The organism is Aeromonas sp. ASNIH4, from assembly GCF_002934425.1.
GTDB lineage: Bacteria > Pseudomonadota > Gammaproteobacteria > Enterobacterales > Aeromonadaceae > Aeromonas > Aeromonas hydrophila.
In genome coordinates this window covers 1,113,084-1,126,941 of record NZ_CP026217.1, presented here as the reverse complement: position 1 = coordinate 1,126,941, position 13,858 = coordinate 1,113,084, and the positions used below count along the sequence as shown (strand labels likewise).

Annotated in this window: 10 protein-coding genes; 7 read left to right on the top strand and 3 right to left on the bottom strand. The window is 62.6% G+C overall.

What is annotated here, in order from left to right; translation table 11 throughout:
* The first annotated feature begins 383 nt into the window (after window positions 1–383).
* Window positions 384–1,565, top strand: coding sequence for a M28 family metallopeptidase (locus C2U40_RS05300; protein ID WP_181014894.1), 1,182 nt, complete (start codon window positions 384–386; stop codon window positions 1,563–1,565).
* A 74-nt stretch (window positions 1,566–1,639) separates the two neighbouring features.
* On the opposite strand, the gene C2U40_RS05295 is transcribed toward C2U40_RS05300, so the two are convergent.
* Window positions 1,640–1,852, bottom strand: coding sequence for a hypothetical protein (locus C2U40_RS05295; RefSeq protein ID WP_043163626.1), 213 nt, complete (start codon window positions 1,850–1,852; stop codon window positions 1,640–1,642).
* Window positions 1,853–2,156: 304 nt separating this feature from the next.
* Here C2U40_RS05295 and pykF point away from each other — a divergent pair, with 304 nt between their 5' ends.
* Both pykF and mscK read left to right on the top strand, forming a co-directional pair.
* Window positions 2,157–3,569: a pyruvate kinase PykF gene (gene pykF, locus C2U40_RS05290; RefSeq protein WP_019839755.1), complete on the top strand. Its 1,413-nt coding sequence runs from the start codon at window positions 2,157–2,159 to the stop codon at window positions 3,567–3,569.
* 149 nt (window positions 3,570–3,718) lie between these two features.
* A complete protein-coding gene (gene mscK, locus C2U40_RS05285) occupies window positions 3,719–7,042 on the top strand; it encodes a mechanosensitive channel MscK (protein ID WP_039215032.1) in 3,324 nt (1,107 codons plus the stop codon).
* A gap of 50 nt (window positions 7,043–7,092) precedes the next feature.
* Here the strand turns inward: mscK and C2U40_RS05280 are convergent, their stop codons facing one another.
* On the bottom strand, window positions 7,093–8,295 hold the full coding sequence (locus C2U40_RS05280; protein WP_081000878.1) for an ISL3-like element ISAeme19 family transposase: 1,203 nt from the start codon (window positions 8,293–8,295) through the stop codon (window positions 7,093–7,095).
* A gap of 271 nt (window positions 8,296–8,566) precedes the next feature.
* On the opposite strand from C2U40_RS05280, the gene C2U40_RS05275 reads away from it, so the two are divergent.
* On the top strand, window positions 8,567–9,400 hold the full coding sequence (locus C2U40_RS05275; RefSeq protein ID WP_103829182.1) for a hypothetical protein: 834 nt from the start codon (window positions 8,567–8,569) through the stop codon (window positions 9,398–9,400).
* 64 nt (window positions 9,401–9,464) lie between these two features.
* Window positions 9,465–10,472, top strand: coding sequence for a 6-phosphogluconolactonase (gene pgl, locus C2U40_RS05270; RefSeq protein ID WP_103829183.1), 1,008 nt, complete (start codon window positions 9,465–9,467; stop codon window positions 10,470–10,472).
* Window positions 10,473–10,573: 101 nt separating this feature from the next.
* Here the strand turns inward: pgl and C2U40_RS05265 are convergent, their stop codons facing one another.
* Window positions 10,574–11,812 (bottom strand): uracil-xanthine permease family protein, encoded by a 1,239-nt coding sequence (locus C2U40_RS05265; protein WP_181014965.1) that lies wholly within the window; start codon window positions 11,810–11,812, stop codon window positions 10,574–10,576.
* A gap of 305 nt (window positions 11,813–12,117) precedes the next feature.
* Between C2U40_RS05265 and C2U40_RS05260 the strand changes: the two genes are divergently transcribed.
* Both C2U40_RS05260 and C2U40_RS05255 read left to right on the top strand, forming a co-directional pair.
* Window positions 12,118–13,461: a hypothetical protein gene (locus C2U40_RS05260; protein ID WP_103829185.1), complete on the top strand. Its 1,344-nt coding sequence runs from the start codon at window positions 12,118–12,120 to the stop codon at window positions 13,459–13,461.
* Window positions 13,458–13,799, top strand: a complete 342-nt coding sequence (locus C2U40_RS05255; RefSeq protein WP_103829186.1) for an RT0821/Lpp0805 family surface protein — start codon at window positions 13,458–13,460, stop codon at window positions 13,797–13,799. The genes C2U40_RS05260 and C2U40_RS05255 overlap by 4 nt, the downstream gene beginning before the upstream one ends.
* The last annotated feature ends 59 nt before the right edge of the window (window positions 13,800–13,858 follow it).

The following is a 13,858-nucleotide window of genomic DNA, read 5'->3' as shown; positions in this document are numbered from 1 at the left end:
CTGAGGGGCCTTGGCCCCTCTTTTTTATGCCCCTTTGTCCACCCGCGCTTTTGGGTACCCACACCCCTCCCCACCCATTCCCGCCGGCGTTTCGCGCCGAGATGGCACAATTTGACTCCCTTTGTCAGCCCCCCAGGTCAGGGCTGCGCGCCGCCTCTGCGGCGGGCACGCTGCGCAGCTTCCCCTCGCCAGCACAAAGCTCCAGCGGTCACCCCCAGCGGGGCACAGTAGACAGCAGATCCTGCAGCGGCCCCCACCGGACGGGGGTAGGGTCGCGCCAGATGGGCAAATTCGCCGTTTTCTTCCTTTGGCTAGACTGGGCCAGTCGTCTTATGACACCCACTTGGCACACATGCCTGCAACTCATTCTGGAAGGATCCGCTATGAAACCCTTGTTGACCGCCCTCTTGCTCCCCCTGCTCCCCTTCGCTGCGCAAGCCGCCGAACCCGTCTGGATCACGGTCGGTGCCGACAGCGGCGTCGAACTCCAGCAGGTCAAGGCCAAGCTGGCCCCCCTGTTCAGCGCCAGCGGTGCCCCCGTTCAGCTGGCCCAGGTCGAGGCGAGCGAGCTTGGCACCCTCTCCCACCTGATGCACGAAGGGCACCAACGCTGCGGCGGCTATGTGGTGCACAGCACCTTGGCCGACGCCCTGCAGAGCATGGCCCAACCCATCAGCCAGAACCTGTTCAGCGCCCCGCCGCTGACCCAGGGGGCCAGCGTCAACCGGCTGCTGCCCTATCTGGATCAGGGCAACATAGTCGGCACCATCAGCCAGCTCGCCAGCTGGCGCAACCGCTACTACACCACCACCACAGGGGTGCAGTCGGCGGACTGGGTGGCCGGCCAGTGGCAGACCCTGAGCGCCACCCTGCCCTGGGCCAGCGTCAGCCGGGTCAAGCACAGCGGCTATCCGCAACAATCCGTGGTGCTGACCCTCAAGGGCAGCCGCTACCCGGACGAAGTGGTGGTACTCGGCGGTCACCTCGACTCCACCGCGGGCTCGGCCCCCAACAGCCGCACCCTGGCCCCAGGCGCCGATGACGATGCCTCCGGCATCGCTACCCTGACCGAGGTACTGCGGGTCATCGCCGAGCAGGGCCGCCAGCCGGAGCGCACCCTGCAGTTCATCGGCTATGCGGCGGAAGAGGTGGGGCTGCGCGGCTCCAAGGACATCGCCACCCGCTACAAGGCGGCCAATACCAAGGTGCTGGCGGCGCTGCAGCTGGACATGACCAACTACCAGGGGTCGGCGGAAGATATCGTCTTCATGACCGACTACACCGACAAGGGGCTGACCGGCTATCTGGCCCAGCTGCTCGACGCCTATCTGCCCCAGATCCGCTACGGCTATGACAGTTGCGGTTACGGCTGCTCGGATCACGCCTCCTGGCACAATCAGGGTTACCCGGCCGCCATGCCGTTCGAGTCGCGCTTCAATGACTACAACCCCAACATCCACACCGCCCAGGACACCTTGCAGAACTCAGATCCCTCGGCTGCCCACGCCCTCAAGTTCGCCCAGCTGGCCACCAGCTTCGCCATCGAGATGGGCAAGATAAACTGAGCCGCCAAGGCGAGGTGACGCACCTAAAACAAGAGGGAGGCCAGGCCTCCCTCTTGTGTCTCTGCATCTGCCACTCAGGGCAGTCGATGCGCCCCGTCAAGCGGGGGATTGGGGCGCGGCAAGCCTTGCTTTGCGCGGGCCGTGGCGGCCTGGGTCTGGTGCATTTCAAGGCGCTCGAACGCGCGCAGCGCGCCATCGCGGGGAGCGGGATCCGCCGGCCAGCAGCTGGCGGGCAGCGCCTGCACGCCCAGCAGGGCAACGGACAACAGCAACAGATAAGGGGCCATCTTGCAGCACTCCGGTGGCAGCAGAGTGTCTATTCTTGTCGAGGACCGATGACGGCTTGATGACGGGATGGGATCGTCATTTTACAACATCTGACGAGGCGGGCCGGCGCCGAGATACATATGGCGACATTTATGCCAAATATGCGCGGACCAGTTAATTTATGCCCTAAAAAGTAGCCAAGAGGAAAACGTTATCCCTGAAAAGAAAACGTTATCTGGTCAAAACGTTGTTTCTGGATCATAAAAAGTATCCAAAAACTGGTGTATATTGCACGGCGGAAACTCCTTAACCATGAAGACTGACATGAAAAAGACCAAAATCGTCTGCACCATCGGTCCCAAGACCGAATCCAAAGAAATGCTGGCCAAGATGCTGGACGCCGGCATGAACGTCATGCGCCTGAACTTCTCCCACGGCGACTACGCCGAGCACGGTGGTCGCATCAGCAACCTGCGCGCTGTCATGGCCGAAACCGGCAAGCACGCAGCCATTCTGCTGGACACCAAGGGTCCGGAAATCCGTACCATCAAGCTGGAAGGCGGCAACGACGTTGCCCTGGTCGCTGGCCAGACCTTCACCTTCACCACCGACCAGACCGTGGTTGGCAACAAAGACAAAGTAGCCGTGACCTATGCCGGTTTCGCCAACGACCTGCGCGTCGGCAACCGCATCCTGGTTGACGATGGCCTGATCGGGCTGGACGTCATCGAGATCACCGAGCGCGAAGTTGTCTGTAAAGTACTGAACAACGGCGATCTGGGCGAGAACAAGGGCATCAACCTGCCGGGCGTCTCCATCAAGCTGCCGGCCCTGGCCGAGAAAGACAAGCGCGACCTGATCTTCGGTTGCGAGCAAGGCGTTGATTTCGTTGCCGCCTCCTTCATTCGCAAGAAAGAAGACGTGCTGGAAATCCGTGAGCACCTGAAAGCCCACGGTGGCGAGAACATCCAGATCATCTCCAAAATCGAAAACCAGGAAGGCCTGGACAACTTCGACGAGATCCTGGCTGTCTCCGACGGCATCATGGTTGCCCGCGGCGACATGGGTGTCGAAATCCCGGTTGAAGAAGTGATCTTCGCCCAGAAGATGATCATCGAGAAGTGCAACAAAGCCCGCAAAGTGGTCATCACCGCCACCCAGATGCTGGACTCCATGATCAAGAACCCGCGTCCGACCCGCGCCGAAGCCGGCGACGTGGCCAACGCCATCCTGGACGGTACCGACGCAGTCATGCTGTCCGGTGAGTCCGCCAAGGGCAAATACCCGCTGGAAGCCGTGACCATCATGGCCACCATCTGCGAGCGTACCGATGCCGTGATGCCGTCCAACCTGTCTGCTGCCAACGACAGCAACAAGCTGCGCATCACCGAAGCCGTATGTAAAGGCGCGGTAGAGACCTCCGAGAAGCTGGACGCCCCGCTGATCGTGGTTGCCACCGAAGGCGGCAAGTCTGCCAAGGCCATCCGCAAGTACTTCCCGAAAGCCTGGATCCTGGCCATCACCACCAACAAGAAGACCGCTGCCCAGCTGGTACTGACCAAGGGTGTGGTTGCTCACGTGGTTGACAGCATCGCCTCCACCGACGATTTCTATCGCATCGGTAAAGAAGCGGCACTGGCCAGCGGCATGGGTCTGAAGGGTGACGTGGTTGTCATGGTCTCCGGTGCTCTGGTACCGAGCGGCACCACCAACACCGCTTCTGTTCACGTTCTTTAATCGGAACTGAACAAGCTGAAAACGGCGCCTGCGGGCGCCGTTTTTTTTATCTGCCCCCCTGCTGCCCATTCCTGCCCGGTGTTAGAATCCACGCGGATTTAATCCAAGTGGGAAATCTCCCAAATATCGCGTAATAACCCGGAAGTTTTATGCTCTCAACACGCTTCAAAAGAGCCTCGGCCACCCTGTTGCCGCTGCTCTGCTTACTCGTCAGCCTCTGCGCCCCGCAAGCCATGGCGCAGGATGTGCCCTCACGTGCCAGTGTGCAGCGGGCGCTCGATGCCCTTGGCAAGTCTGATACCCTCACCGTCAGCCAGCAGGCCGACCAGAAATTCCTGACCGACACCCTCACCCTGCTCGACAGCATCGAGAAGGAGAAGAGCAAGGCCAAGAGCCAGAGCGAGCGCATCCGTTCCCTGCCGGCCGAGCTCAGGGACATCAGCGCCAAGCTCGATGCCCTGACCCAGAACAAGAGTGCCGAGCAGATCAAGAGTGAATACGCCAGCATGAGCCTGAGCGAGCTGGAGAGTCGCCAGCCCGACGTCATGGCCAACATGCAGGATGCCCAGGAAGCCCTCGGCACCATCGGCAGCCAGATCACCAGCCTGCAAACCCTGCCGGAGCGGGCCCAGGCCCTGATGAGCCGCGCCTATCAGCGCAGCCAGGAGATCCGTACCCGCCTCAATGCCGGTGATGGGGTGAGCGGTGCCGAGAAGATGAAGCTGGGCGCCGAGCTGGCCTTGCAGGAGCTGCAACTGGCCAACCTGCAACAGCAGCTGGATAACCGCACCAGCATGCAGGATCTGGCGGTCAAGCAGCGCGACTACCAGAGCGCCCGCCTCGCGAGCGAAGAGCAGAAGCTGCAACTGCTGCAAGAGCAGAGCAGTGCCAAGCGCCTCGGTGACACCGAAAAGACCGCCGAGCAGACCGGCGAGCTGGTCGCCGCGGATGACAACCCGCTGGTACAAAAAGAGCAGGAGCTCAACCATCAGCTCAGCCAGCAGCTGGTCAGCGCCACCACCAACCTCAACTCGCTGGTGCAGAAGAACCTGCAGGCCAAGAGCTGGCTGGAGCGCGGCACCCAGACCGAGCGCAACCTCAACGAACAAGTGCAGATGCTCAAGGGCAACCTGTTGCTGTCACGCATTCTCTACCAGCTCTATCAACAGCTGGAGTCGTCGCCTTCCACGCTGGTGAAGAACCTGGAAGAGCAGATCGCCGACCTGCACCTGGCCCAGTTCGAGCTGAGCCAGCAGCGCGACCAGCTGTTCCAGAAGACCCAGTATCTGGACAACCTGATCGCCAACAGCAGCGAGCCGGTGAGCGAGGAGGACAGAACCAGCCTCTCCAAGCTGCTCGACACCCGCATCAGCCTGCTCGACCAGCTCAACCGCCAGCTGGATGCCCAGCTGACCAACGCCATCAGCCTGCAGCTGACCCAGCAGCAGCTGGCGCGGATCTACTCCTCCATCGAATTTACCCTGCAGCAGCACATCTTCTGGGTGAGCAGCAACAAGCCCATCGATGGCAAGTGGTTCATCAGCTGGCCGGCCCAGGCCTACAAGCAGGCCTCCGACTGGGTGCTGAAACCGGACTGGAGCGGCTGGGGTGAAACCTTGCTGCCCATCACCCTGCTCGCCTTCCCGCTGCTGCTGGTGGGTGGTCTGCTGATCTGGAAGCGTCCGGCGCTGGTGGAGCGGCAGAAGAAGATCACCAAGGATCTGGGGCGTTTTCGTCAGGACAGCCAGTGGCACACCCCGCGTGCCCTGTTGTTTACCGTGCTGCAGCGCCTGCCGGGCAGCCTGTTCATCCTGGCTGCCGGCCTGCTGCTGACCGACTGCGGTCTGCTCAGCTCCAAGCTGATTTTCCAGATCACCCTCAACCTGGCGCTCGGTTACCTGGTGTTCAGCGTCTATCTGGCGGTGATGCGGCCGGGCGGCATTGCCGAGACCCATTTCCGCATTGCCAGAGCCGAGCTGCAGGCCAAGCGCACCAGCATGCGCTACCTGTGGGTGCCCTTGCTGCCGCTCATCATGCTGTCGACCAAGGCGGTGGTAGAACCCTCGTCGCTGGGCAACGACGTGGTGGGTCAGGCGCTGACCCTGGCCCTGCTGGGGCTGGCCGCCTACCTGGTGTTCCCCATCTCCCGCGCCCGCATCAAGGGCGAGGCGAGCATGCAGCAGTCCATCACCGCCATCGCCCTGGCGCTGGCACCGGTGGCGCTGATGGTGCTGGTCGGGCTGGGCTACTACTACACCGCCCTCAAGCTGACCGGCCGGCTGATCGAATCCTTCTACCTCATCATCATCTGGAGCCTGGTCTACCGCACCGCCCTGCGCGGGCTGGAGCTGGCGGCCCGCCGCCTGGCCTATCGCCGTGCGGTGGCCAAGCGCGAGCACAAGTCCTCGGAAGATGCGGAAGGGGGTGAGTCCATCGAAGAGCAGCCCATGGATCTGGAGGATGTCAGCCAGCAGTCCCTGCGCCTGACCCGCACCGTGCTGCTGCTGGTGTTCGGCGTCGCTTTCTACTGGCTCTGGTCCGATCTGGTGGCGGTCTTCTCCTACCTCGACAGCATGGTGCTGTGGCACAAGAGCGTGGGCTCCGGCGCCAATGCGGTGCTCTACCCCGTCAGCCTGAGCGATGTGCTGACCGCCATCTTCATGCTGGGGGCGGCCTGGTCACTGGCTCGCAACCTGCCAGGTCTGCTGGAGGTGTTGGTGCTCTCCAAACTGCGCCTGGCCCAGGGTACGGCCTACGCCATCACCACCATGCTCAACTATGTGCTGATCGGGGTCGGTACCCTCACCGCCCTCTCCCTGATGGGCATGCAGTGGGACAAGCTGCAATGGCTCGCCGCCGGTCTGACGGTCGGTATCGGTTTCGGTCTGCAGGAGGTGGTCGGCAACTTCGTCTCCGGCATCATCATTCTGTTCGAGCGTCCGGTGCGGATCGGTGACACCGTCACCATCGGTACCTTCTCCGGCACCGTCTCCAAGATCCGCATCCGCGCCACCACCATCACCGACTTCGACCGCAAGGAGGTGATCATCCCCAACAAGGTGCTGATGACCGAGCGGCTGATCAACTGGTCGCTGAGCGACACCGTCACCCGCGTCATCGTGCGGGTAGGTGTGGCCTACGGCTCGGATCTGGAGCTGACCCGCACCCTGCTGAAACAGGCGGCGGACGACAACAGCCGCGTCTTGAAAGACCCGGCCCCCATCGTCTACTTCCTCACCTTCGGCCCCAGCACCCTGGATCACGAGCTGCGCTTCTTCGTGAGCGAGCTCGGCGATCGCAACCCGGCGGTGGACGAGCTGAACCGCAAGATCGACGCCCTGTTCAAGGCCAACGGCATCGAGATTGCGTTCAACCAGATGGACGTCTACATCAAGAACATGAAGGGCGAAGAGCAGAAGGTGGAGTCCGACTCCGCCCAGCCTCCTGCCCTGCCGGGTGCCCAGCCCGGCTAAGGCAGCACGCCATGCCACTCGAAGGCCCCGCAAGGGGCCTTTTTTATGGTTCATCGCGGCTTTCCGGGGAAGGCCGCCTTGATTTTCAGAAAAAAGTATTCTGAGTCCCTAAATCCATATGCCATACGCTTTATCACTTTGATCTTGTTGTTCACCCCTTCCAGCACACTCGTGTGCATCGGGTAGTTTGCACTCGCCAGGATCCCCCGCATATATTTCGATAAATTTCGACCAAATCGTTGCAGCGGCGCTAGCCCGCTTTCCTTCACCTGCCGCATCCAGCTCCGCCATCGTCGCCATCCTTCCCACACGCTCGGCGCATACCAGATGCCCTTCAACCCCTCTTTCAGCACGTACACCATCGCCAGCGGTTGATTCGCCGCCAACAGCTCCTGCAACTTCACATCCTGTTTTTCACTCAACTTCGCCCGATTACGTAGCAGCAACCAACGCGCACTTTTGACCACTTTTCGCGCCGGTTTATCGCTTTTCAGTGCATTCGCCTGCTCCACTCGCACCCGGTCCACCACCTCTCGGCCATAGCGAGCCACCACGTGGAACAGGTCGTAGACCACCTCCGCCTGCGGGCAGTGTTGCTTCACCTCCAGGTCGAACGCCGTGTTCATGTCCATCGCCACCGCTTCAATCTGCTGGCATCGCTCGCCGAGCTGCTCGAAGAAGGGACGGATAGCGGCCCGGCTGTTGCCGTGCCCCACCCACAGGACGCGGGTTCGCTCGGCATCCATGATCACGGTGGCATAGCGGTGTCCCTTGTGCAGGGCAAACTCATCCATCACCAGCCGCCGCACCTCCCCAAGTTCGATGGTGCCCACACTGGTCTGCAAACGGCGCTTGTCGATCTCCTTGATGGTGTGCCAACCGACCCCGGTGAGCTGGCTGACATGGCGGATGGGGAGGTACTGAACGAGCGCTTCAATCCAGCACTGCATGCGCCGGGTGAGGCGGGAGCCAGAGGGGAGCCAGTCGATATGTTCACTGACGCGACCACAGCGCAGACAGTCGACGCGGCGAACAGGCAGTTGTAACCAGACTTGTCGGTCAAATAGGTCTCGCTCACGCACCCGGCGGATACGTTGGTCGTGGATCAATGGCGTGGGTTGCAGGCATCGGCGACAACGGGGCAAGAAGTCGGCGCGAGGCTCAAGGGTAAACAGGGTGTGATGGTTGGCAGAAAGCGCTTGGGCGATGACGGTATAACCTGGCCAGAAGGAGGCAATATCAATATGATGCACGGCGACAGCAGGGTGATGGTGGTGGTGTGTTTGGAGACAGCCAGTTTACCAGCACCCTGTCTGTCAACTTCCACTTCCCCAAGATCCCGCGAAGAACCTTTTTTATGGTCGGCGGCCGGCCGCCCACGCTGGTTTTGTGACGTGCCGGCCAGAATGGGCCACCGTTTGCCGCTAGCCTGAAGCGCTTACCTCCCCCAGTGAGGGGGTCTGCCAATCCGGGCCGGCCGCGATACACTGAGGGGCCAACCCCCACATTTGCCAAGGTGCGCCAATGAGTTCCCAATCCTCTCTGCTCTCTTTTCTCGGCTCTCCCCTGCTCGGGGTGGCCGCTACCTATGTCGACCCCGCCAGCAAGGAGACCGGCGTCTACATCTGCGGGGTCGAGATCCAGGCCGGTGACGAGCTGTTGCTGAGCTTCCCCAAGGGGCACCAGCTGGCAGTGGGGGAGAAGATCACCCTGCATCTGGACAACCGCACCGGGGTCGACGAGTACGACGCCTCCTTGAGCGTCTATCGCGTCTCCTACAAGGGGGTGATAACAAAAACCGCCCCGGACAAGGTGCAGGTCACCCCGCTGCAGTTCGAGCTCTGGTACGGCAACCGGGTGGTCTATGGCTTCGCCCGGCCGGACTATCAGCATCCGGCCGATGAACGCCCCGCTCGCGAGCTGCCGGTCACCCCGCTCACCGGCCTGCCGGTACCTGACCTGCGCGAAGTGGAGAACAAGATCGGGGTGCTGGTGACCCGGGCCCAGTCCCAGCCGCACACCACTGTGTTGGCGTTTCTCTCCTCCGATGAGGACGATATCTTCTTCATCACCTTCCCCGAGACCTTCAAGTCGCAGTTGCTCAAGCGCGACGACCGCTGCCACTTCGCCATCGACTCGCGGGCAGTGTTCACCTACACCCGCGCCATCGAGTGGAACTACACCATCATCGCCGCCGATGCCTACCAGATCCCGCAGGATCACCCGCTGTTCGAGCCCATCCGTGCCGCCTTCGTGCAGAAGAACCCGTGGGAAGTGGGCTTCTTCAGCCACCCGCAGGTGGAGCTCTACCACCTCAAGGCCCGTCAGGTGGTCTGCCCGGGGCGGGCAAAAGAGTAGGCCAGAGCGGGCCCGAAAGAGGATAAGATGACCGCCGTTGCCCATGACAAGGAGTAGAGAGCAGATGCAGCAGGTCGTTTATGTGGCGAGCCCCGCCAGCCAGCAAATCCATGTGTTCGCTCTGGCCGGGAGCGGGGAGCTCGCGCCATTGCAAGTGGTCGACACCCCGGGCCAGGTCCAGCCGCTGGTGATCAGCCCGGACGGGCACTGGCTCCATGCCGCCGTACGGCCCGATTTTGCGCTCATCAGCTACCGGATTGGCGTGGATGGCCGGCTCAGCGAGCCGAGCTCGGCGCCGCTGGCGGGCAGCGCCTCCCACACCGCCATCTCGGCCAACGGCCGCTTCCTGCTGGCAGCCTCCTATGCCTTCAATCATGTCACCGTCTCCGCCATCGGCAGCACCGGTCGGGCAGCGCCGCCCCACCAGCAGCTTGACGGCTTGCAGGCCGCCCACTCGGTCACCCTGCTGGCCACCGACGACCGGGGCGAGCAGGAGGTGCTGGTCGCCTGCCTCAAGGAGGACCGTATCCGCCGCTTTGTGCTCTGCCGGGAGGGTCGGCTGCGCCCCCATCCGCTGGGGGATCTGCAGACCGCCAGCGGCGCCGGCCCGCGCCATCTGGCGCTGCACCCAAGCAATGGCGACCTCTATTGCCTGAACGAGCTCGACTGCACCATCAACCGCTACCGGCGTAGCGCCGATGGCGACATCACACTGTGCCAGAGCCTGGAGATGCTGCCCGCCGGTTATCATGGGGAGTACTGGGGCGCGGATCTGCACGTGACGCCGGATGGGCGCTTTCTCTACAGCAGCGAGCGGGCCAGCAGCCTGCTGACCCAGTTCGCCATTGCGCCGGATGGCGAGCTCGGGGTGGTCGGCCACTTCCCCACCGAAACCATGCCGCGCGGCTTTGCCATCGACGGGCAGGGCCGTTGGCTGCTGGCGGCAGGGCAGGCTTCCCACCAGCTGGCGCTGCACCGCATCGATCCGGCCAGTGGCGCCCTCACCCTGCAGGCACGCCAGCCGGTGGGCAAAGGGGCCATGTGGGTGCGGGTATTGACGCTGGCGCCCTGAGCCCTTAGCCCTGAACCTCGGGTCCAGCGCACCGACAAAACAGAGAGGCCACCCTGGGGTGGCCTCTTTTTCATCATCTCAATGCAAGTCAACGCAGGGATTTAATCCTTGGCGCTCTCCATGGCACCCTCTTCAGAATGCTGGGGCAGGATGAGGTTGAGCAGGATGGCGGCCACCGAGGCCAGGCCCACACCCGCCAGGGCGAAGTCACCGATCTTCATCTCCAGCGCACCGACACCCACGGTCAGGGTCACGGCCACGATGGCGATGTTGCGCGACAGCCCCAGATCCACCTTGGACTCCACCAGGGTCTTGAGACCGATGGCGGCGATGGATCCGAACAGCAGCAGCATGATGCCGCCCATCACCGGCATCGGGATGGAGGTGAGCAGGGCGTTGAACTTGCCGAAGAAGGCCAGAATGATGGCGAACACCGCGGCCCAGGTCATGGTGACCGGGTTGAAGTTGCGAGTGATCATCACGGCGCCGGTCACTTCGGCATAGGTGGTAACGGGGGGACCACCGATGAATCCGGCGAAGCAGACGCCGATGCCGTCACCGGCGAGGGTACGGTGCAGACCCGGGTTCTTGGTGTAATCCTTGCCCGTCACGCCACCGATGGCCAGCACGCCGCCGATGTGTTCGATACAGGGGGCGATGGCCACCGGCAGCATGAACAGCGCCGCGGCCCAGTTGATCTCGGGGGTCACGAAGTGGGGCATCGCCAACCAGGGGGCGTTCACCATGCCATCAAAGCTCACCTGCCCCATCAGCACGGCGGCCACATAACCGGCGATGACGCCGGAGAGGATGGGGATGAGCTTGATCCAGCCCTTGCAGAACACCGCCGCAATCAGGGTCACCGCCAGCGAGATGCCGGCCAGGGTCAGCGCAACCGAGGCTGGCACCACCTGCTCACCACCGGCGCGGCCCATCGCCATGTTGCAGGCCACCTGGGCGACCGACAGACCGATCACCATGATCACCGGACCAATCACCACCGGCGGCAGCAGTTTGTGCACGAAGCCCATCCCACGCACGCGAATGAGCGCGGCCAGGATGAAGTACATGAAACCGGCGGCAAACAGGCCGAACATGGTGGAGGGCAGGCCCCAGGTTTGGGTGGCATAAATGATGGGGGCGATGAAGGCAAAGCTGGAACCGAGGAAAATCGGGACCTGGCGGCGGGTGCAGAGCTGGAACAGCAGGGTGCCCACACCGGCGCCAAGCAGGGCCATGGAGGGGTTCAGTCCGGTGAGCAGGGGCACCAGAACCATGGCACCGAAGGCGACAAACAGGATTTGCAGCCCGGCGACACTTTGCTTGACTAAGGAAAACATGGATGTCCTTAATTTTTTGATAACTGACAGGGATATTTGACACTTTTCAGTTATCACAAGACTTTTTCAAGGCACTGAATGAGCCATTCGGCGTCATTTGTTGCCTCTTACTGCTTGGGGAGAGCATGAAACTGGCTTTTTAGGCGGGATTCGTTGCTACAAGCATCGAGGAAGCGATTTTACGCACTTTTATGGCCGACGCCAATCGTTTTTCCACGCTGTTTTGTTGTCAGGTGTTGCCCCTGCCCCGCCACCGGCCCCCTCTATACTTGATGGCGTGAACCCAGCCGGACAAGGAGTCCCCCATGTCACTGCCCGCTTTCAAGCCCAGCCAGCGTCGACTGCTGGTGGGCTCGGCCATCGCCCTGGCCCTGTTTGCCACCCCGCTGAGCTATGACTTCAGCCACCATCAATGGCAGCTGAATCAGGCCTATACCAAGTCTTGTTTCGTGGCCGGCACCCGCATCCTGATGGCCGATGGGGAGGAGCGTCCCATCGAGACCCTGCGGATCGGTGAACGGGTACGGGATCAATATGGCCACAGCAACCGGATCCTGGCGATCGAACGGGTACTGCTGGGAGAGCGCAGGCTCTACGGGCTCAACCGGCTGGCCCCCTTCTTCACCGCCGAACACCCCTTGCTGACCACCCGCGGCTGGGCGGCCATCGCCCCGGCCATGACCCGCACCGAAAATCCGACCCTCGCCGTGCTGCCGCTCTTTACCGGCATGCATCTGCTGGGTTGGTCGGAACACGGCAGCGCAGGCAACCTGGCGCTGGCCCCGCACCCCGTCGAACTACTAGTGGAGTCCCTCTGCTGGCTTGACGCCCCGCCCACCACCGCACTGTTCAACCTGATCCTGGATGGCAGCCACAGCTATGTCGCCAATGGGCTGATCGTTCACAACAAGGATGGCGATGGCAGTGGCGGCGGCAGTGGAAACGGTGGAGGAGGAAGCAGCGGCGGAGGCGATAGCAGTAGTGGAGGCAGTGACAGCGACGGCGGTGGCAGCAGCGGTGGAGGTAGTGACAGCGATGGCGGCGGTAGCAGTGGTGGAGGTAGTGACAGCGATGGCAGCGGCAGCAGTGGTGGTGGAGGCAGTGACAGCGATGGCGGTAGCAACAGCGGTGGAAGCAGTCACGATGGCGGCAGCGACAGCAACCATGGTGGTGATGACAACGGCGGTGGGGAACACGCCGGCGGCGAGCAGCATGCAGGGGGTGATCGGCATGCCGGTGGTGAACAGCATGGCGGAGAGGACCGCCACGCCGGCGGAGATCGTCATGGTGGCGGGCGTGGCCTCGGCAACGGCCTCGATGACAACGGGGTAGACGCCGTCGATACCAACGGCAACGAGATCCGTGGTGACGGCACGGTCGACGACAATGGCATGGATGCCGTCGACGCCAATGGCAACGAGATCCGGGGTGACGGTACGGTCGACGACAACGGGGTAGACGCCGTCGACGCCAATGGCAACAAGATCCGGGGTGACGGCACGATCGACGACAACGGGGTAGATGCCGTCGATGCCAGTGGCAACCAGATCCGGGGCGACGGTACGGTCGACGATCGCGGCCAGACCCTGACCGATGCGCAAGAGCAAGCGCTGATCCAGCAAGGGTTCAACAGCAAGGTGCAACCATGAGCCGTTATCTGCTGATCTGCCTGGCAATGTGGTTGTCCGCCTGTGCCACCCAGCCAGCCGCCCCGTTCTATCACCAGATGGACAAGCAGGACGTGGCGCTGGCCAATCAGGCGCTGGCCGAGGCGCTGCAAACCCGCCCCAAGGGCCAGAGCCTCACCTGGTTCAACTCCGCCAACCGCCACTCAGGCAGCGTCACCCCGCTGCGCACCTTTCGCCACCCCAACGGCCTCTGGTGCCGCGACTACCGCGAGCAGCTCTATATAGGCCAGACCAGCCAGCAGTGGCAGGACACCGCCTGCCGCAGCAAGGCGGGGCACTGGCTGCCGCTGCGCGGCTGACAGCTCAGGTAACAAAAAAGGAGGGTGGCCATGGCCACCCTCCTTCTATTGCAACTGCA

What these genes read in the sequence shown, in the direction of transcription:
- C2U40_RS05275 (WP_103829182.1), top strand. Translation starts at nt 8,567, where the DNA reads ATGAGTTCCCAATCCTCTCTGCTCTCTTTTCTCGGCTCTCCCCTGCTC.
- mscK (WP_039215032.1), top strand. Translation starts at nt 3,719, where the DNA reads ATGCTCTCAACACGCTTCAAAAGAGCCTCGGCCACCCTGTTGCCGCTG.
- C2U40_RS05300 (WP_181014894.1), top strand. Translation starts at nt 384, where the DNA reads ATGAAACCCTTGTTGACCGCCCTCTTGCTCCCCCTGCTCCCCTTCGCT.
- C2U40_RS05255 (WP_103829186.1), top strand. Translation starts at nt 13,458, where the DNA reads ATGAGCCGTTATCTGCTGATCTGCCTGGCAATGTGGTTGTCCGCCTGT.
- pykF (WP_019839755.1), top strand. Translation starts at nt 2,157, where the DNA reads ATGAAAAAGACCAAAATCGTCTGCACCATCGGTCCCAAGACCGAATCC.
- pgl (WP_103829183.1), top strand. Translation starts at nt 9,465, where the DNA reads ATGCAGCAGGTCGTTTATGTGGCGAGCCCCGCCAGCCAGCAAATCCAT.
- C2U40_RS05265 (WP_181014965.1), bottom strand. Translation starts at nt 11,812, where the DNA reads ATGTTTTCCTTAGTCAAGCAAAGTGTCGCCGGGCTGCAAATCCTGTTT.
- C2U40_RS05295 (WP_043163626.1), bottom strand. Translation starts at nt 1,852, where the DNA reads ATGGCCCCTTATCTGTTGCTGTTGTCCGTTGCCCTGCTGGGCGTGCAG.
- C2U40_RS05260 (WP_103829185.1), top strand. Translation starts at nt 12,118, where the DNA reads ATGTCACTGCCCGCTTTCAAGCCCAGCCAGCGTCGACTGCTGGTGGGC.